The organism is Anaerolinea thermophila UNI-1, from assembly GCF_000199675.1.
Lineage (GTDB): Bacteria > Chloroflexota > Anaerolineae > Anaerolineales > Anaerolineaceae > Anaerolinea > Anaerolinea thermophila.
Window position 1 is genome coordinate 1016704 of the sequence record NC_014960.1, and the last position, 19486, is coordinate 1036189.

Here is a 19486-nt window from a genome sequence, read left to right on the forward strand (position 1 = left end):
GATATTCGGTTAAAGAGGTTTTTTTGAGTGCTCTGTTGCAATCATGGTTGAAATGTGGTAAACATACGGTATGACCACACGAGAAAGCAGATACGTCCGAGTGGCGAGGATCGCCTACCGGCTTGCCAAACAAGCATTACCGATGTATTCACATGCCAAGAGTCCCCATCACTTCACGTTGCCGCAGTTGGGGGCCTGTGTTTTGTTGATGTTCTACCTGAATCTCAGCTATCGCGACATGGAAGAATGGCTGCTGGCAAGCGATGCGGTTGGTAAGGAGCTGGAATTACCGCGTGTTCCCGATCATACGACCCTGCAACGTACCTACGCCAAGATACGCAAAGCGGATTGGATGCGCATGAACGAGACCTTGCTCGAGGAAATCGGACGGCCTGAAGAAGAAGGGGTGGCTGCCGATAGTACCGGCTTCTCACCCGGCCCGGCCAGTTCTTACTACCAAAGCCGTTCGGGAAAAGCCTATCGCCACTGGGCGAAGGGCGTTTATGCCGTTGGAATTGTCTCGCAATTCATCCTTGCGATGCAATCCGGCTGGGGTCCAGGTAGCGATGCCCCTTATCTGGGCTATCTGCGCCGCAAAGCCAGGCGGTTTGCCAAACGTCGGGCTTGGGTCTTGCTGGCCGATTCAGGGTTCGATGGTCGGACTGTCCGGCCTCAAGACTTGATTCCACCCGTTCGGCGAGGTGGAAATTTGCTGGCCCCTGAACGACGAGCAAGAAGCGAGCTTGTCTCTGCGGCTCGCCTGGATGGTCTCTATGGTCAACGCTGGAAGACCGAAACCGTGAATTCGGTCATCAAGCGCAAATTCGGGCAAGCCATCCGCTCGCGGAAACGCAGCCTGCAAAACCGAGAACCGATTATCAAAGGACTGGTCTACAACATACACCGCTAGGTGTATCTCTTCCTAACCTATCTTTGCAACAGAGCATTTTTTGAGCCATTTTTATCTGTAAAAATATCTTTCTCTTAAATGTGAAATGTCATGATGTTTTTGTAATGTTTTTAATTCGTGGAAATCCCTCAAAGTAGTATAAAATGAAATTACCGCTCCCGCATAAATTGAGTTGGATTGAATGAATCTTATACGGCGTTTCTTTCGCATCTCCCGCTTACGGCTGGCGTTTCTTTTGTTCGCCTTGATATTAACCCTGCCAGCCTTCGGCTTGAATTTGGCAAGTGCTATGGAAAACCGTCGAAGGGCAGAGGAGAATGCGATTGCTGGAATGCTGTCCATGGTCAGGATGCTCAGCCTGGCGCAGGAACGCCAGATTGAGGCGTCGCGTCAGGCGCTGGCAGTGCTTGCTGATCTGGCGCGCCAGGGCAACGGTGACCCGGAATTTTGCCGACAAGAATTAACAAAGCAATTGGAGCGTTTCCGTCAATATAACTTTTTTGTCGTCGTGGATCAGAATGGGCAGGTCACCTGTAATGTGACGCAGGTGCATTTTGAGGACTTGCACGGCCGCATGTGGTTTCAATATGCTTTGAGCAGCAGACAATTTACCGTTGGAGAGTACCGCATCAGTCCTTTCACGGGAACTGCAGAATTGCTGGTGGCTTATCCCTTCGAAGTACAAGAGGGCCATCTTAGTGTCATGATTGCTGCGCTTAATATGGAGTGGTTACGGGAGGCTTATCAGCAATCTTCTCTCCCGCCTCAATCTGTAATCACTCTGACCAATGCTTCCTCAATCGTTCTTCTACGTTTACCCGATCCAATTGGTTTTATCGGGCGTCCGATTCCTGAAGAAAATTTTATTCCTCTGAAGGAAGATCCCACCCAAGTAATCATTCGCGGGCAATCACTGGATCAAGTTCCCCGAGTCTTTGGGGTGGAGCGTTTATATAACTCTGTTGGGGATCTTGTTGGATACTTATTTGTCGGAATACCGGAAGTCAGTCTCTATCGGGAAGCCAATCAGACGCTAAGGCGTGATGCTGTATTGCTCGGTTTAGTGGTTTTGCTGAGCGCATTACTGGCGTGGTTTGGCTCTGAGGTGGTTTTGCTGAAGAATATCCGTCAAATGGTGCGCACCACCCAGCAAATTGCCGATGGAGATTTCTCTACCCGAACAGGAATGGCAAATGAGTGGGGAGAATTGGGGGTATTGGGCAGGGCCATTGATGATATGGCGCGCGCGCTCATGGATCGCGAACGCAAAGTTCAACAGGCGGTCAGTGCATTGGAAGAGAGTGAAGCCCTGTTTCGCTCGCTGGCGCTCAGTACCAGTTCTGCCATTTTTGTCTATCGTGGAGATAAGTTCATTTACTTGAACCCCGCCTGTGAGGTTTTGACCGGGTATCCGCTGGAAGAATTACGTCATATTCCTTTCTGGCAGATTGTGCATCCTGAAGATCGAGAGATGGTTCGAGAGCGTGGCCTGGCACGCCAGCGGGGTGAACAAGTTCCCAACCATTATGAGTTTCGGATTCTCACCAAAAACGGGCAGACACGCTGGCTGGATTTCACTGCTACCCTGATCCAGTACATGGGGCAGCCGGCAGGACTCGGCACAGCCTTTGACATCACCGCGCGCAAACTGGCAGAGGAAACCCTGCGAAAGAGTGAGCAGAGTTTTCGTCTGATGTTCTTCAACAACCCTCTGCCTATGTACGTGTACGATCAGTTAACCCTTCAGTTTTTGGATGTCAATCGTGCCGCATTGGAATTGTATGGTTATCCCAGGGAAGAGTTTCTGGCGAAGCGCTTGCCAGACCTGTACCATCCAGAGGAATCCAAGACTTTACAGGAATGGCTCAGTCAGCGGATTCCCGGGCAATTGCACTCTGGCGAAAGCCTTCATGTTCTGAAAGACGGCCGCATCATTGCGGTCGAGGAACATGCTCATTCATTGCCTTTTGAACAGCATGAAGCAGTGCTGGTCGTGGTGTACGATATTACCGACCGTAAAAAGGCAGAACGGGTACTGCAGCGCAACCTGATTGAACTGCAAACCCTGTATGCTGTGGCAGTGGCAGGGGTCGAAAGTGAAGACGAAGATGAACTGATCAGCCGGTTTGTAAAAATTGTTCGCACTGCCTTTCAGTTAGATCATCTGGGGGTGGGGTTGCTCAATGAGACGGGCGATGCCGTTATCGTTCACCCTGCCTCATATTCTGGGGATGAGAATGTGCGTTATGAATCCATTCCCATTGATAAGGGAATTACCGGGAAGGTTGCTCGTACAGGGATCACCTGTCGCCTTTCGGATGTACGTCTCGATCCCGATTATCTCGAAGTGCGTTCTCAGGTGCGTTCAGAATTGTGCGTACCGATTAAACTGGGTGGAAAAGTAATTGGGGTGGTCAACGCGGAAAGTTATCAACTGAATGCTTTTTCTGAGACTGATGAGCATTTGTTGAATGCTCTGGTAGGGGTGCTGAGTTCGGCGTTTGACCGTTTGCGATATGTTGAGGCGGAACGCCGTCGGCGGCTGGAGGCCGAAAAACTCCGCGAAGTAGGGGCTGCTCTTACGGCAACCCGAGACCTGAATACGGTGTTAGAGCGCATTCTGGACAACCTGCGGGAAGTGGTTGAATACACCAGCGCTTCCATCTTCCTGTTTGTGGGCAACAGTGTTGTTATGGCGGCGCAACGTGGTTTGCCTGCCTCAGTAGTTCAGGAACTGCCCAGACACATCGATCGTTTGAGTACCTCTTCTATCGAGCAGGCAAAGAAGGGCCCAATGATTATTCCGGATACCAGACAGTCATCGCGCTGGCAGGTTCTTTCTGGTGTTGAATACATTGCCTGCTGGATGGGAATTCCTCTGGTGGTCGAAGGGCGTCCTATTGGTATGCTCAATCTGGATCATCAACAGGCAGGGTTTTACACTCAGGAACATCTTGCCCTGGCGGCGGGGTTTGCTCATCAAGCCGCCATCGCGATTGACAATGCCCGCCTCTTTCACGAACTGGAACAGAGCAATCGCGACTTGATTAAAGCCTACGATGAAACCATTGAAGGCTGGTCACGTGCCCTGGAATTACGCGATCAGGAAACGGAAGGACATACCCAGCGGGTAACCGAGATGACGGTAGAACTGGCACGCGCTTACGGGGTGCCTGAAGAAGATATTGCCCATATTCGCCGGGGAGCCTTGCTTCACGATATTGGCAAGATGGGAATACCCGACTCTATCCTCTTAAAGTCGGGCGAGTTAACCGAAGAAGAACGCGAGATTATGCGCATGCATCCGGTGCTGGCATATCGCATGCTGTCCGATATCAGTTTCCTGCGCAAAGCCATGGAAATTCCCTATTACCATCACGAACACTGGGATGGAAATGGGTATCCCTTTGGGCTAAAGGGGGAAAAAATTCCTCTCTCGGCTCGCTTGTTTGCGATTGTGGATGTCTGGGATGCTCTGCGTTCCGACCGCCCCTATCGAAAAGCCTGGAGCCGTGCAGAGGTGATTGAATATATCCGTTCGCTCAGCGGGAAGCAGTTTGATCCTCATGTGGTGGAAATCTTCCTTAAAGTGGTTTGATTCGGGTCATGCCTGTTTCAATGAACTTGCCCGAACCTTTTCCACCAAGATCATCCACCCCCAGATTGCCCAGAGAAGTACAGCAGGGCGCGTACCCCATGTGACTGCATCGGTTATTCCGTGAAAAACCAGCACCCAGAAAGCGCCAAGCCCTGCCGCTCCCGAAGCGCGAATCCACCAGGGGGCGGTCGAAGGCGTCCGATAGGCTCGCCATGCCCACTTAGTGCATTGCCAGAGGCATGCTAGCCACGCCAGTAAGCCAGGAATACCTGTATCCAGTGCAATCTGGATGAACAGATTATGGGCATGCGAAGCAGGGGCAAGAGGGGAAGGCATGGGAAAGAGATGATTAACCGCCAGTCCATAGGTTCCCATGCCGGTACCGCTTAATGGAAAGATTTCGATCAGCCAGAGACCGCGCTGCCATAAAGCCTGGCGCAGGTCCAGCGAGGCTTCTGCCGAACTGAACCAGTACAGAGGCTTGATGAGGGAGTGCATGCTGGGAAAGATCAGCCATCCGATGACCCCCAGCACAGTGATTCCCAATAGAGCGGGTAGTTTCCAGCGCAGGATGACCAGCAGAATCAGGCTGGTCAGCGCTGCCAGCAATGCTCCCCGCGAGAGGGTGAGCGCCAGGACTGCAAGGACGAGGCTGCCTGTCAGCAGGGCAACAGGGGCACGGAGCAGGTGAATGCGCCCTTTGCCCCATAAGAAAATTGCCGCGGAAACAGGGAGTAGCAGAGCCAGATTCCCTGCAAACACGTTGGGATGTACCTTTTCACCCAATTGAGGAAGATAGCCTATCCAGTCCAATGGATTGAGCATTGGAATTTTGTTTGGCACCCATTGAATGGTGAATAATCCGACTCCTGCCAGAATGACACTGAGAAGTGCTATCCCGTAAAGAATCAGGCGTAAGTCCAGGTCTTCTTTCTGGCGAGCAAGGGCGTAGCAGACTCCAATCCCGCTTAAGGCACGGGCAATTTGTTCGGCTGTCCAATCTTTGAGGGGGCTGACCCAATAAGAAATGCAAAAGGCGAGTAAAATAATCAACACAGGGACATCTAAAGGGGTTCTACGGTCTTTGCGCTCGTGAAGTAACCAGAACACTGGGATGAGCATCACCGAGAGAATGAGCGCGTTGCGGCTGAACAATCCCAACCCCGCACCAGCCAGCAGTATGGGAAGTTCCAGTGAGAGCCATGTTCGGCGAAGAGAGAACCAAACGCGCATCAAAATTTAGTATAACCCCATTGTTTTCATGGGTTCGCCAAAATCCTATGGGAACATTCGTCTTGCTTGTGTTTTTGGGGTTGTTGCTAAGTGGTGCCCTCTGGCGAGCCATACAGGTCAACCAGGCAGGCATTGACGTGCTGCATGCCCTGAGCCATCAAAATTCTGGAGAACTACAACGGTTTGTGAATCGCTGGTCTGAAGATCCACCACAGGATTGCCGCCTTGTATGGCTCTCAGCGATGGCTATGGTTGGAAAGCAGGGGGTATTGCCCAGTCATGAGGTTCTGCATAACGCGATTCGCTGTCAGCCAGAGTACCTTGCCGCTTTAGAGGGATTAGCGCCCTATGATGTGCGCCTTGCGGAAGAGGTTGTGCGTATGTACCCCCGCAACTCATCAGCCCTGATGTGGCTTGCTCAGGTCAAGGAACGCTTCGACCGTGCCCAGGCAGCGGAGTTGTACGAAATCGTTACCCGCGTGGATGCAACCAATGGGCTGGCATGGTGCCGCCTGGGGGCGCAGCGTCAGAATGAGGGAGACCTGAGCGGGGCTCTGAAAGCCTTTCAGGAATGCTGTCAGCACGGTGACCCGGGCTCTAATGGATGCTGGCGGGCAGGTGGAATCCTGGAGAAGCAGGGCAGGCTTGAAGAAGCCATCTTCTGGTATAACCAGAGTCGTTTTGCTGAAGCCCTGAAACGCGCTCGTGAATTACAAAGTCAACTATCCCCTTCTCCATGAAAGATTTTTCCTCAAATTCTCTTTTTAGACAATTGTGGTATATTTATGCATATGTCTGAGCAGAAACCTGGTGCCAAGCACTCTCCAAAAAGCAAACGCGCTTCCGTCAAGCCACCGCGGGTGAGCAATGTGGAAGAGCCTACCGAAAACGAAATGGATGTCACCATTCCGCTCCCCGAAGAAGCGGAAGAAGAGGTGTTGCTGGAAAAAGATCTGATAGAAGATACAGAAGCCGACTCTCTGGTGGAAGACTGGCAGGAACTGGCTCTGGAGGAACCAGGCGATTTGCTTGATGAGTCGCTGGCAACACTGGAATTCTCCGAAGACCCGGTGCGTTTGTACCTGAAAGAAATCGGACAGATTAACTTGCTGGATGCCGATAGCGAGTTTCGCCTGGCAGCACGCATTGAAGCCTGGCGTCATCTGGAGGCTTTGGAAAAGCATCTTGCCCCCAAGGACGGCACAGGGTACTATTCCTCGTTGTATCAGGTGATTGCGCGAGAATTACTTACCGAGTGGAGCCGCTTGGAAGAGGATGCTCACAACCTTCAGCAAGGTGAACTGCCTGATTTAAGCCTGATTCTGGCAGAGGCTCAATTACTGCGTTCGCATTGGCAAGCCAGCGAACCCAGTTATCTGCGCACGTATCTGGATAATGGCTTATGGGGCAAGGACCCGTTGTGGGAGGGGTTGGTGCGTCACGCTTTTAGTGTGTTCATCAACCTGTATGTTTTGCCCCCGCAACTGGCACAGCCACTGATGAATTATTTACGTGAGGTGCATGCCCTGCCGCGGGTGGAGTTTTTTGTTGAACACATGCCCGATGAAGACATACTTGCCGAGGAAGTGGAAGGCGTTCGTCGGCGTGCCGAAGATGCTAACCAGACGCTGATTCGTGCTAACCTGCGTCTGGTGGTAAGCATTGCCAAGCGCTATCTGGGTAGAGGGGTGTCTTTCCTTGACCTGATTCAGGAAGGCAATTTGGGGCTTCTGCGGGCGGTCAATAAATTTGATCCCACGCGAGGGTACAAGTTCTCTACGTACGCTACATGGTGGATTCGCCAGTCCATCAGCCGCTACATTGCCGAGCAAGCCCGCACCATTCGCATCCCGGTACATTTGTTCGAATCCATCACCCGCCTGCTGCGGGTTCAACGCACCCTCATTCAGCAGTTGGGGCGTGAACCAACGGCAGAAGAACTTGCTCTGGAGGCGGGTTTCCTCTCCGATGAGGATGCCCAAGCCATTCGCAAAGCCCGCGCAGAAGGCAAGTCCATTGACCCTGAACTGATGCGCCGCTGGAATTTTGCCACCAGCAAGGTACAGCGGGTACTGCAATCTGCCGAAGAACCCGTTTCGCTGGAGCGTCCGGTAGGCGATGAAGACAGCAGTCAACTGGGGGATTTCATTGAAGATGACGAGGCTTTGGAGCCGATGGATGCCGCTGCGCGTGAGATGCTCCGTGAACAGGTGCAGAATGCCCTGAGCATCCTTTCCGAGCGCGAACGGCAGGTGCTCGAATTGCGCTTTGGTTTGATTGATGGCAAAGACCATACGCTGGAAGAGGTTAGCCGTTATTTCAATGTAACTCGTGAGCGTATTCGTCAAATCGAAGCCAAAGCCTTAAGGAAACTGCGTCACCCGACCCGCAGTCGTCATCTGCGGGAGTATCTCTAGTGAATTTGAGGCTGTGCATTTGCACAGCCTTTTTGTACATGGCACGTTTCTGGCATCCTTTCCCAATTGAAAGGAATTTATAAGGTGAGTGCAAAGTCAGTCTTTGTATAATTAGGGCGGACTATGGCGAATCGTGTCTTGTTGATTCAGTCGGATATGCGCCCCGCGCAACCACTGGCGCGTTATTTCAAGCAACGCGGCGATGAAGTGTGGCAGGCCTGGGATTTAGGGCAAGCCCAGGCATTGGTGCAACAGGTGAAACCTCACCTCGTGTTTTTCGATTTGCATTTTCCCAGCAATGAATGGTGGGTGTTCCTGCGAAATTTGCGCCAGTTCCACCCGCAGACCAAAATCATCATGACCAATAAGTACCCCGATTTGCAACGGGAGTTGAAAGCCCGCGAACAGGGGGTACAGGTGTTCCTGCGACAGCCCTTCTCTCAGCGCTGGATTGAGGGAGCCTTACGGCGAGTGTACGAGCAGACACAGCCTCGTCCTGCTCAGGCTCTCTTGCCGCCACGCACCATCCAGGTGCGCGTCCCCGTGCGGGTAAAAATTATTCTCCCCTATCTGGTGCTGGCGTTGCTCTTTGCGCTGGCAAGCGCCTATGTGGTCAGTCGTATCCTGATGGAATCCAGCCAATCCCGCTTTCTGAATCAACTATATGCCACAGGCAAGCAAGCGCAGGACTGGTTTGTCCAGGAAGAAGACCGTCTGTTGGGGACTTTGCGTCAGGTTGCTAACACTGACGGAGTGGCAGCAGCGCTTCAACAAGGGGATGCCGAATCTCTGCGTGTGCTGGTCTTACCGGTGGCGGTGAATGCTCGGGAAGAAGAAATTACCCTGCTTAATCTTTCGGGGGAGAGCGTTCTCACTCTGTTCGCCACCCCTGGAAGTGCTGGCGCCAGTTATGAGTCCTCGAGGGGAAATACCGCCTATGGAACGTGGGCTTTTGTTCAGCGCACCCTGCGTGGAGAGACGGATGAATTGGGGGATAAATTTGCCGGTGTTGGGGAAGGCCCGCTGGGGAAAACTTTTTACGTTAGTGGACCGGTCTTCAACGCAGAAGGCGTTCAGGTGGGGGTGGTTCTGGTGGGAAAGACCCTCAGTAGCATTGCCCGCGAGGTTTCGGAGGATACGCTCAGCGCGGCAACCTTCTACGATTTGAATGGGCAGGTGCTGGCGTCTTCCCTCTTTTCTGCTGGTCTCTCTTTACCCATCTCCGGAGAGGTAGTTCAGCAAGTGCTCTCGGTGCAGGATCAGAGCAGTTTAACCCGTGATCTGACCCTCTCTTCCCTGGATTACACCGAGGTATTGGGACCCTGGGAGGTCCGCGGCGGCTCTGACCTGGGTGTGGTGGGAATCTCGCTCGCCAAAGCCTTCTTGATTCGTACCAGCCGGGCAACACAGGTACAGATTTTCTCCCTGGTACTGGCAGGTATCTTGTTGGTGATCCTGGTGGGTTTGGGACTGGCAAATCTTTTTACCCGTCCTGTTCTCCGCCTGCTGGAAGCCTCGGCGGAGGTAGCCAAAGGCAATCTGGAAGTTAAGGTGGATGCAGAGGGCAACGATGAGTTAGCCGTGCTTTCTCAGGCGTTCAATTCTATGGTGGCGGGTTTACAGGAAGGTTCGATTTATCGTGACCTGTTAGGGCGTACTGTCAGCCCGGAGGTGCGCGAGCAGTTGCGTCAGACGTTTACTTCGGGAAATTTGCGTCTGGAAGGTCAGGAAGCCGTGGCAACTATTTTGATGACCGATATTCGCGGCTTTACCTCGCTTTCCGAAAAAGTGGATCCAGCCACAGTCTTCCAGTGGCTGAACGAATACTTTGAGCATATTGTGCCTGTGATTACAGCATATGGTGGTGTAGTGAATAAATTTGATGGAGATGCTGTGCTGGCGTTCTTTGGTATTCTACCGCGACTGGTCAGCCCCAAGCAATCGGCGTTGTCTGCCTGCCAGGCGGCGGTGGAGATTCTGGAAGCCATCGAGCAATTCAACCTGCAAAGACGTGCGCGCGGTGAGCCGCAATTGATTACCGGAATAGGAGTGCATACCGGCGTAGTCATGGCAGGGGGATTGGGTACGTCCGATCGCCTGCACTATACCGTTATTGGCGATACGGTGAATACTGCACAGCGTATTGAAGCCCTGACCCGGGAACTTTTCGATGGATCAGCGGTGTTAATCAGTGAAGCCACCTATCTTGCTCTAGCGGAGCATCGTGAGAAGTTTCAACTGCGCTCCATGGGAGAACAAAGTGTCAAGGGCAAGAGCGAGAAGTTGTCTGTGTATCAACTCCTGCCTGTCAGAGGAAGCGGCAAATGGGAGGCAATGCTATGACTACGCTGGCATCTTCCCGGCAACAATCTGATCGCCACTGGTGGTTGTGGTTCCTGCTATTTTCTTTGATTTTTCTTCTCGGTGTAGCCGTTCTGGCATTGTTTGTCTTTTCTGCCGAATGGGTACAAGCCTCGGGACTTCTTCCTGCATCCCTGCGTTCCGGGCTCGCCGCAGATTACAGCGCAGATTTGCGGGCTTACTCGTTTCGGGCATTACAGATGGGGGTGATAGAGGAAGCCATTCGAGACCGTGAGCGTTTGGGCGAGCCGGCAGGTAGCAGCATGTTACCCACGCTTGCCATTTTCTTGCAAACTCCTGTGCCCACTATCACACCTACGGGGTTTGCCGGGTTTAATCCCACTGCAACGGCGGGAACCTCTCCAACCCCAACGTTGCCCTTTCAGGAAGCCACGCCGACGGGGCTCATCACACAAACCCCTACGGCTACGCTGATTCTTTCGTCTACGCCTACGCTGGTGCGGAGTGCTACTCCAACGCAGTCACCCACCTCTACCTTGCCAGCCAGTTCACCTACCCGAACGCCTGCCAATACACGCCCGCCCTTCCCCATCACAATGACCCCATCAGCAACCCGTCCAACATCTACCCCGCCTGCTCCTCCAACGCCTACTCACACCTTGCCGCCGCCTCCTCCTTCGCCCACTCCTTACCAGCCCCCGATAGAGACTCCTCCACCTCCAACGCCGTATCCATAAACCACTGCCATGTTTCCATGGTTTGAAATCCTTGCAGGTGGGTTGATTCTCCTGCTCCCCGGAGCGGCATTCATAGCGTGGATAAAAAATGACTCATCCGACCTGCTCTGCAGGATTCTGGATGTCGTAGGGGTGAGCATTGCTCTTACCTCTCTGGTTGCTATGCTGTTTTGGGTGGTTAGGGGTTTCCCTGGAGCATGGGGAGCGCTGGTGTGGTTTGCCCTCACATTGATCCTCTGGGTGATGGCTGTTTTATCGAAAGGGGGAGGACTGTCTCTGCCTGCATTCCGGCATGGTGTTCTTCAGTTACTGGTGGGGTTGGTGTTTTTTGCTGGTCTGCTGGTGTTTCGTCTGGAACAGGCAAAGTCTCTGGTTCTGCCTGCCTGGGTGGATTCAGTTCATCACACCTTCTTTGTGCGGGTGATTCTGGAACAGGGCGGAGTTCCTCAAACCCTTTCTCCTTACCTGAATGCCCCCTTTCATTACTACTATCCTTTTCACCTGTTCACGGCTTTGTTCTCGTGGATGACCGGCTTGCATCCAGCCGATGCCGTCCTGATTTTCGGACAGGTGATTAGTGCCCTGCTGGCGTTGGCAATCTATCGCCTGGGGCGGGCTCTGGAAATGCCTTCACTTGCTGCAGGCATGGCGGCGCTTTTATGCGGGTTTGTGACTCAAATGCCTGCCTATTACCTCACCTGGGGGCGCTATACCCTGCTGATGGGATTGCTGGCACAAGCCCTGGCAATGTCCGCCGTGCTGGAGTATCGCCGAGTTCCTTCCCGTATGCAGGGCTGGAAGGTTGCTTTGCTCTCCGCTGGACTGGCATTGACCCATTATCTTTCCCTGTGGGTTTTTGGTTTATGGATTCTGGTGCTGGCATTAGGGGATTTGCTTAAGATCCCTCATTGGGGACAGGTAGAACCCGAAAAAAAGCCTTCTCTTTTCCGGAGTCTTTCCCGCTGGGGCTGGTTAGGCTGGCTGGCATTAGGCGGGGTGTTTTCTCTGCCTTACCTGATTCCTGCTTTCCTGTTCAACCTGAACCATGTACAAATTACTGCGCCCACGTTTACTCTGAACCAGCAGGATTGGAAATATGTCTGGCAGTATCTTGGTCCCCGTTACAATCTGTGGGTGATGGGCATGGCGGCGGTGGGTGGGCTGTTTGCTCTGCGCCTGCGCTCATTGCGTCCCCTGGCAATTTGGGGCTTTCTGATTTTCTTTTTGGGCTTGCCCATTGCCCCCCGCTTCGGTCCCTTCCGCGGAGATTTGTACCTGATTCAGGTGTTTTTCCCTGCCGTGCTGGTGCTGGGGGCATTAATCTCGGATGCCATTCAGGCTTGGGGACAGAAAACCGGACGTTGGGTTCAACCTATCCTGTGGGTGGCGGTGATGGGGTTATTTCTTGTGTGGGGCATACGACAAACGCGCTCGGTGCTGAATGAGAGCACCATTTTTGTCACCCCTGCCGATAGAAAAGCCCTGGAGTGGATTGCGGAGAATACTCCACCGCAGGCGCGTTTCTACATCAATGCGACGCTATGGTCGTGGGAAATTTACCGCGGTGTGGATGGCGGTTACTGGCTGATGCCTTACACAGGGCGTTTCAGCCTTGTCCCGCCTGTCCCCTATGTTTGGACAGATTCATCTGCTCAGGATCAGTTTACCCGCTGGGCAAAGACGGCTGAGAATCTTAAAGGGTGCACCCCTGAGTTCTGGGATTTAGTGCGCGATGCCCAACTGACCCATGTGTATGTGCGGGAAGGGGTGGGCAGCCTTCAGCCACATGATCTCAAGGACTGCCCACGCCTGAAACGGATTTATCAGCAGGACGGGGTTGATCTCTATGAAATTATTCCGCTTCGTTGAGAATTTCTTCGGCGGGTACAAGTGTGGGATGGGGTTCTTTCTGAATCACCGTTAGGTCATGCATCCAGCGGCGTGAGCGATACCGCCAGTAACCGATGAGCAGTTTGACCAGTTCCTCGCTCATCACCAGCAGATAGACCCAGTGAATCTCCAGTTTGAACACAAATGCCGCCAGCAGTGCCGAAGGCACGCCAATTGCCCAGAGAGTGCCTACATCCAGTAATGCTCCCACCCGCGTATCGCCCCCGCTTCTCAGAACACCTACCACCAGCACCATGTTTGAGGTGCGAATCCACACGCATGCTCCCATGATAACGAGCAGGTTGCGGGCATAGAGTTTTGCTTCAGGGGAAATATTGTAGAGGGAAGGCACGAAGAATGAAGCCAGGATGATCAGCCCGCCCACAAGCACACCGCCCATGAGATTCAAACGCAGAGACCAGCCACCATAGCGGTAAGCCGTATCGCGTTCGCCTGCCCCCAGCCGATTGCCAATCATGATAGCAGTGGCATCTGTAACGCCGATAAACAATACAAACGCCATCCCTTCAATGGTAGCGGCAATGTTGTAGGCAGCAATGGACTGGGTACCGATGCGGGCATAGATGGCGTTATAGGTGCTGATGCCGAGCGACCACAAACTCTCATTCAGAATGACTGGAAAGGCTACTGCCAGAACGGCTTTCAGGTACGAGAAGTTAAAATCGTACATTTCCTTCACAGATGCCGCTGCAGGCAGATGCTTCCAGTAGGTGAAGAAAATCAGAATGGTAGTTTCCAGTACACGAGCAATCAACGTGGCGATGGCTGCGCCGAACACTCCCAGGCGTGGAAACCCCAGCCAGCCGAAAATCAATACGAAAGACAGTCCCGACTTAATCAGGATAGCAATGATTCCTGTGGTGGTGGGCAGACGTACCCATCCCGTACTGCGATGCACCATGCCAAAGCAAAACGAAATGGCCATCATCGGATAGGTGAGGCTGATTAAACGCAGATAGGGAATACCCGTTTCAATCACCTCTGGGTCACTGGTATAGATGTGCAGGGCCGTGGCGGGAGAAATCTGAACAAAGACCAGAAAAGCCACGCTTGCCAGCAGGCAGATGCTCAAGCCGATCCCCAGCACGCGGCGGATGCTGGGAATATCTCGCTTTCCCCAGTACTGAGAGATGAACGCCGCCGCGCCACTGGTGGTGCCGAACAGCACGAACATCATCAGAAAACCTAACTGGTTGGCAAGCCCTACCGCAGCAACCGAGACCTCGCCCAGTTGTCCCAGCATCAGGACGTCTACGGCGTTCAGTACTGAGGCAATGGCTTGTTGCAGGATGATGGGAACGGCGATGGACTTCAACGCTTCGAGGTAGGCGTCATCCTGTAAAAAGGGAAACCAGTGTTGTAAAGTGGGCTGTATTGATGACTTCATTGTCCTCTCTCCTGAAATTTGCAAGCGTTTTCATGGATTAAACCACAGTTTCCTTCCAAATTTGATGAGTATAATTCAAAAGATTTCATTCCATGAGCAACAGCAGACTGAAAATTTTCCTGAGTTATGCCGATGGAGCGGGCAAGACTTCTGCCATGCTCTCCGATGCCTTCCAGCAGAAAGCCCGTGGAGTGGATGTGCTGGTAGCGTGGGTGAAACTGCCTGAGAACAGCGAAACACGCCAATTGCTGGAAGAGTTGGAGGTACTCCCTCCTTCTTCCCATGGGGTGGATTTAGACGAGGTGCTTCGTCGGCGTCCTCAACTGGTGCTGGTGGATGAGTTAGAAGGGGTGAACCCTGCTGGAAGCCGTCATCTATATCGCTGGCAGGACGTAGAGGAATTGCTGAATGCCGGCATTTCGGTGTACACCACGCTGAATATTTTACACGTGGAAAGCCTCAAGGATACCGTTGAGGAAATCACTGGATTGCCTGTTGAGCAAACCGTTCCCGACCGATTGCTGGATCGTGCCGATGAACTGGAAGTGGTGGATTTGCCCCCTGAAGAATTGCTGGAACGCCTTCACCCGCATTCTCCCGCTCCACCGGCAGGAACCTTGCGTCAAAAGAGCAATCTGTTAGCCCTGCGCCAGTTGACGATGCGGCGTGCCGCCATGCGGGTAGAGGATCAAGCGCGGGCGTTGTTAGGGACGGCACGAGCCCCGCTGGGTACGGAGCGGGTTTGTGTGGGTATTTCTAACCGCCCCGAAGCCGAGCGCCTGGTACGTGAAGGACGCATGCTGGCAGATGCCCTGAATGCCGAGTGGTTCGTTCTCTATGTGGAAACCCCTACTGCCGCAGGGGAACGCGCCGAAGAACGGGCAAACCTGCTCAAAGCCATGCGCATTGCCGAAGAAAACGGAGCCAATACGCTGCTTATCCCTGCTGAAACCATTGCGGAAGGTATTGAGTCGTTTTGCCGCCAGCAGGGAATCACCCGCCTGGTTCTGGGAAAACCCCGCGACCCGCTCTGGCGCATGCGTTTGGGAGTTTCTCCTGTAGAGCATTTATTGCGTTCGGGGTTGCCAGTAGATGTCATTCTGGTTGATACCCCTCACAAACCGCTCGTTCGCGCAGGAACGCCGCCACGCTGGTGGGTTTACCTGCGCAATGGGGGAGCAGTCTTCCTTGCTGTCTTGCTGGTGACCTTGCTGGGATGGAGTTTGCGCCAGCGGCCAGGGGCAATGGGCATGGAAGGAATCTATTTGCTTCTGGTGATTGCCCTGTCTTTCTGGCTGGGGCGCAGTGCTGGTGTGCTGGCGGCCGGGCTGAGTACGCTGGCGTTTGCCTGGTTCTTTTTCGGTGCTTCAATGGGCTTGGATGGGGCAGACCTTCCCCTGCTGTTGACCTTTCTGGGATGGGCAACGGCCGGCTGGGTCACGGCTTCGCTGGCAAGAGCGGTGCGCCGCCAGACGCGCGCCATGCGCTGGCGTCAGGTGCAGTCTGCGGTGTTGAATACCCTCAGCCGTGAACTGGCTGGCGCCCTGGACATGCCCGCTGTGTTAAGCATCATTGTCCGCCATATTGTGGGTGTGTTCAACCGCGCAGTGATGGTGCTGTTGCTGGAGGAAGGTCAACTGAAGGTTGCGCACAGCGAAGGAAATGTTTCCTTAAGTGAACGGGACTGGAAAATTTCTCGTTGGGTGCTGGAACATCGCCGCCCTGCAGGATTGGACACCGATACCTTCGCCGATTCGCCCATGCGTTTTATTCCGTTGATGGCGCATGACCTGCCGGTTGGAGTGCTTGTGGTCGTCCCTGATCCTGCCAGTCATACCCTTTTGCCTGAACAGCGCGAGATTCGCGATGGTATTGCCGGGTTGGCATCGCTGGCGATTGAACGGGTGCGCCTGAATCAGCAAGCCCAGCAGGCGGCAGTTCTGCAAATGACCGAGAAACTTCAAACCGCTTTGTTGAATTCCATTTCCCACGATTTGCGCACACCGCTTTCTGCGGTAGAAGGTTCTCTCTCCAGTCTTCTGGAAGCCGAGACCAATGGATTACAAATGGATCGGGAAACGCGCCTGGATTTGCTGGAAAACGCCACCGAAGAAGCCGAGCGGTTGAATCGTCTGGTGGGCAATTTACTGGACATGACCCGGATTGAAGCAGGGGCTTTGCGCATCCGGCGCAGACCTTGCGATGTGCAGGACTTAATCGGGACGGCGTTGACCCAGTTTCAGCGGCGTTTGCAGGACAGGAAAGTCTCCACGCACATTGCCTCTGACATTCCCGAGGTGGAAATGGATTTTGTCCTCATCGAACAGGTGCTGGAACGTTTGCTGGATAATGCTGTCAAATATTCCCCGCCCGGTTCGGAAATTAATGTCGAAGCGAAGGTAAGGGATGGTGCTCTGTACATCTCCGTGGCGGATCGCGGCGAGGGCATTCCCCCGGAAGATTTGGAGCGCATTTTTGGTAAGTTTTACCGCGTTCAGCGTCCGGATGGCGTTTCAGGGACGGGGTTAGGGCTGTCTATTTGCAAGGGGATTGTGGAAATCCATGGCGGGCGCATCTGGGCAGAAAATCGTCCGGATGGCGGTGCCAAGTTTACCTTTACCATACCCATAAAAGCATCGGGAGAGTCAAAATGAGCGATACCGGTTTGAGAATTCTGGTGGTGGATGATGAACGCGCCATTCGCCGTTACCTGCGTACCTCATTGACTGCGTTGGGGTATGAAGTGCTGGAAGCCGCTACGGGGAACGAAGCCCTTCAATCCGCGATGACGGAGCATCCCGATATTCTTATCCTTGACCTGGGATTGCCGGATATCGACGGGGTGGAGGTGGTACGTCGTATTCGCGAATGGAGCAACGTGCCTATTCTCATCCTGTCAGTCCGCGACCGCGAAGATGACAAAGTGGTGGCACTGGACGCCGGTGCGGATGATTACCTGACCAAACCGTTTGGGATCAAAGAACTGCTTGCGCGTATTCGTGTAGCAATACGCCATCGTACTCCCGATCAGCAGGATACCGTGTTTGAGGTCGAGGATTTACGGGTAGATTTGGGGAAGCGGGAAGTGTTCGTGCAGGGCAACCGTGTAGCCCTGACACCCACTGAATACGACTTAATCAAGGTCCTGGTTCAGCATGCCGGCAGGGTGTTGACCCATAATCAGTTGCTCCGTCAGGTGTGGGGCCCCGCCTATGAGAACGAAGCCCATTTGTTGCGGGTGAACATCAGCAACCTGAGGCGGAAAATTGAGCCCAACCCCGATCAACCGCGCTATATCCTGACTGAGCCGGGGGTAGGCTATCGTCTGCGCGAGGATTAATCCCGCGGCGGGTAGCCGGTAATCTCGCGAATTTCCTCATACAGTGGTTTGAGGCGTTCGTACATCTTGCGGTACACCCGCTGATAGAGTTCATCGTACACGTGGTGATGTACCGGGTTGGGTTCGAAGAGATGCCCGGGGTGGGTCATTTCCTGAACGGCGGTTTCGAAATCGGGGTGCAGTTTTAGTCCTACCGCGGCATCCATGGCGGCGCCCAGCCCGGAGGCTTCGTAAACGTGTGGACGGGTCGCAGGAAGCCCGAAGATATCCGCCGTGAGTTGCATGGCGGCGTTGCTCTGACTGCCACCCCCTGCCACGCGAATTTCGGTAATCGGCACGCCACTGCGCCGCGAGGTACGTTCCGCGCCTTCTCTCAGGGCATAAGCCACACCTTCGAGAATGGAGCGGTACAGGTGCGCGCGGGTGTGGATATCCCCAAAGCCGATAATCGCGCCTTTGGCTTCCGGTCCCGGCACTTTTAACCCCGGCGACCAGAAGGGCTGAAGCATCAATCCCAGCGAGCCGGGCGGAACGGAGTTGACCAGGTCGTCGAACAGGGCTTCTACCTCTACACCGCGCTCTTCGGCAAGGCGCTGTTCATTCTGGGCAAATTCCCGCTTGAACCATGAGACCATCCAGTACCCGCGATAAATTTGCAGTTCCAGGCTATACGCTCCTGGCACAGCGGAAGGATAGGGCGGGATGAGCGGGATGATCTCAATGTATCGGCGGTGGGTGGTATTGATGGTTGCGGTGGTGCCGTAACTCAGACAGGCGATGTGGGGGTCCAAGCAACCCGCACCGATAACTTCACAGGCTTTATCTGCCGCTGCTGCGATGAGTGGCAAGCCCTCGGGTATCCCTGTGGCTTCTGAGGCACTTCGGGTAATGGTGCCCAGCACACCGGTAGGGGGAACGAGGTCGGGAAGGATGGCAGGGTCCATGGGTACGGCTTGCCATTTCCAATCGGACGAATGCGCCCACTGCAAACGCCGGTAGTCAAAGGGGACGTACCCCACCTGAGAGCCTACCGAGTCCACAAAATTTCCCGTCAGCAGGTAGGTTAAATAACCGGAGAGAAAAAGGTATTTGTGTGTTTGCCGCCAGATTTCCGGCTGGTGGGTGCGAATCCAGTTGGCTTCGGCTTCCGATTGCAGGTAGGCGACAGTTTCGGTCATGCCGGTCAGGGCAAAGGCGGTTCCCCAGAAGCCGCGTACAGGTTCTAATCCAGAGGTGCGGCGCTGATCCAGCCAGACGATGGCTGGGCGCAACGGATTGCCCTGTTTATCCACATTGATGACCGTGGAGCGTTGGGTGGTGAGTGCTACTCCGGCGATGGATTCACGGGATACGCCGGGGATTTGCCACAACCCCTGGCATGCCTGACAAACTGCCTTCCAGAACTCTCGCGGGTCTTTCTCTGCCCAGCCCGGGCTTGGGGTGTCGTAGTCTTCAATCAGGACGCGCGACTTTGCCAGCAGATTCCCGCGCAAGTCGAACACCAGAGCGCGTACGCTCTGAGTTCCATGATCAATGGCAAGTAAATGTTCTCCGGGCATGACCTTCTCCAGTGGAAATGTGTCCAAAATATATCACAGGACAATGAGCACGAACAGGAAGCCCAGAAGGTG

The 19486-nt window shown here is 53.9% G+C and carries 12 protein-coding genes; 9 read left to right on the forward strand and 3 right to left on the reverse strand.

Translation table 11 applies throughout. From position 1 onward, the window contains the following. The first annotated feature begins 100 nt into the window (after positions 1-100). A complete protein-coding gene (locus ANT_RS04585) occupies positions 101-910 on the forward strand; it encodes a transposase (RefSeq protein WP_172634560.1) in 810 nt (269 codons plus the stop codon). Positions 911-1091: 181 nt separating this feature from the next. Then, positions 1092-4508, forward strand: coding sequence for a PAS domain S-box protein (locus tag ANT_RS16085; RefSeq protein WP_013559342.1), 3417 nt, complete (start codon positions 1092-1094; stop codon positions 4506-4508). Between the two features lie 6 nt (positions 4509-4514). On the opposite strand, the gene ANT_RS04595 is transcribed toward ANT_RS16085, so the two are convergent. Then, complete coding sequence (locus ANT_RS04595) at positions 4515-5741, reverse strand: O-antigen ligase family protein (protein WP_013559343.1); 1227 nt, start codon at positions 5739-5741, stop codon at positions 4515-4517. A 47-nt stretch (positions 5742-5788) separates the two neighbouring features. Between ANT_RS04595 and ANT_RS04600 the strand changes: the two genes are divergently transcribed. From ANT_RS04600 to ANT_RS04615, 5 genes are all read left to right on the forward strand, one after another. Continuing rightward, on the forward strand, positions 5789-6481 hold the full coding sequence (locus ANT_RS04600) for a tetratricopeptide repeat protein (protein WP_013559344.1): 693 nt from the start codon (positions 5789-5791) through the stop codon (positions 6479-6481). 51 nt (positions 6482-6532) lie between these two features. Then, complete coding sequence (locus ANT_RS18045; RefSeq protein ID WP_049784819.1) at positions 6533-8158, forward strand: RNA polymerase sigma factor RpoD/SigA; 1626 nt, start codon at positions 6533-6535, stop codon at positions 8156-8158. Positions 8159-8281: 123 nt separating this feature from the next. Next, positions 8282-10501 (forward strand): cache domain-containing protein, encoded by a 2220-nt coding sequence (locus ANT_RS04610; RefSeq protein ID WP_013559346.1) that lies wholly within the window; start codon positions 8282-8284, stop codon positions 10499-10501. Beyond that, complete coding sequence (locus tag ANT_RS17300; protein WP_172634572.1) at positions 10483-11217, forward strand: hypothetical protein; 735 nt, start codon at positions 10483-10485, stop codon at positions 11215-11217. Before ANT_RS04610 ends, ANT_RS17300 begins: the two co-directional genes overlap by 19 nt. A gap of 9 nt (positions 11218-11226) precedes the next feature. Next, the gene (locus tag ANT_RS04615; RefSeq protein WP_013559348.1) at positions 11227-13086 is read left to right on the forward strand and encodes a hypothetical protein; all 1860 of its coding nucleotides are present in this window, start codon (positions 11227-11229) and stop codon (positions 13084-13086) included. Here the strand turns inward: ANT_RS04615 and ANT_RS04620 are convergent. Beyond that, positions 13070-14515 (reverse strand): MATE family efflux transporter, encoded by a 1446-nt coding sequence (locus ANT_RS04620; protein WP_013559349.1) that lies wholly within the window; start codon positions 14513-14515, stop codon positions 13070-13072. The two genes, ANT_RS04615 and ANT_RS04620, sit on opposite strands and share 17 nt — an antisense overlap. Positions 14516-14607: 92 nt before the next feature. Between ANT_RS04620 and ANT_RS04625 the strand changes: the two genes are divergently transcribed. Together ANT_RS04625 and ANT_RS04630 are read left to right on the forward strand one after the other, a co-directional pair. Further along, on the forward strand, positions 14608-17169 hold the full coding sequence (locus ANT_RS04625) for an ATP-binding protein (protein ID WP_013559350.1): 2562 nt from the start codon (positions 14608-14610) through the stop codon (positions 17167-17169). Next, positions 17166-17855 (forward strand): response regulator, encoded by a 690-nt coding sequence (locus ANT_RS04630; RefSeq protein WP_013559351.1) that lies wholly within the window; start codon positions 17166-17168, stop codon positions 17853-17855. The genes ANT_RS04625 and ANT_RS04630 overlap by 4 nt, the downstream gene beginning before the upstream one ends. On the opposite strand, the gene ANT_RS04635 is transcribed toward ANT_RS04630, so the two are convergent. Further along, positions 17852-19414 carry an FGGY-family carbohydrate kinase gene (locus tag ANT_RS04635; RefSeq protein WP_013559352.1) on the reverse strand — a complete coding sequence of 521 codons (1563 nt, stop codon included), beginning with the start codon at positions 19412-19414 and terminating at the stop codon, positions 17852-17854. The genes ANT_RS04630 and ANT_RS04635 overlap by 4 nt on opposite strands. Positions 19415-19486 lie beyond the last annotated feature (72 nt).

Excerpts from the sequence above, each read along its gene's own strand:
- ANT_RS16085 (WP_013559342.1), top strand. The coding sequence starts at position 1,092 with ATGAATCTTATACGGCGTTTCTTTCGCATCTCCCGCTTACGGCTGGCG.
- ANT_RS04595 (WP_013559343.1), bottom strand. The coding sequence starts at position 5,741 with ATGCGCGTTTGGTTCTCTCTTCGCCGAACATGGCTCTCACTGGAACTT.
- ANT_RS04600 (WP_013559344.1), top strand. The coding sequence starts at position 5,789 with ATGGGAACATTCGTCTTGCTTGTGTTTTTGGGGTTGTTGCTAAGTGGT.
- ANT_RS18045 (WP_049784819.1), top strand. The coding sequence starts at position 6,533 with ATGTCTGAGCAGAAACCTGGTGCCAAGCACTCTCCAAAAAGCAAACGC.
- ANT_RS04610 (WP_013559346.1), top strand. The coding sequence starts at position 8,282 with ATGGCGAATCGTGTCTTGTTGATTCAGTCGGATATGCGCCCCGCGCAA.
- ANT_RS17300 (WP_172634572.1), top strand. The coding sequence starts at position 10,483 with ATGGGAGGCAATGCTATGACTACGCTGGCATCTTCCCGGCAACAATCT.
- ANT_RS04615 (WP_013559348.1), top strand. The coding sequence starts at position 11,227 with ATGTTTCCATGGTTTGAAATCCTTGCAGGTGGGTTGATTCTCCTGCTC.
- ANT_RS04620 (WP_013559349.1), bottom strand. The coding sequence starts at position 14,515 with ATGAAGTCATCAATACAGCCCACTTTACAACACTGGTTTCCCTTTTTA.
- ANT_RS04625 (WP_013559350.1), top strand. The coding sequence starts at position 14,608 with ATGAGCAACAGCAGACTGAAAATTTTCCTGAGTTATGCCGATGGAGCG.
- ANT_RS04630 (WP_013559351.1), top strand. The coding sequence starts at position 17,166 with ATGAGCGATACCGGTTTGAGAATTCTGGTGGTGGATGATGAACGCGCC.
- ANT_RS04635 (WP_013559352.1), bottom strand. The coding sequence starts at position 19,414 with ATGCCCGGAGAACATTTACTTGCCATTGATCATGGAACTCAGAGCGTA.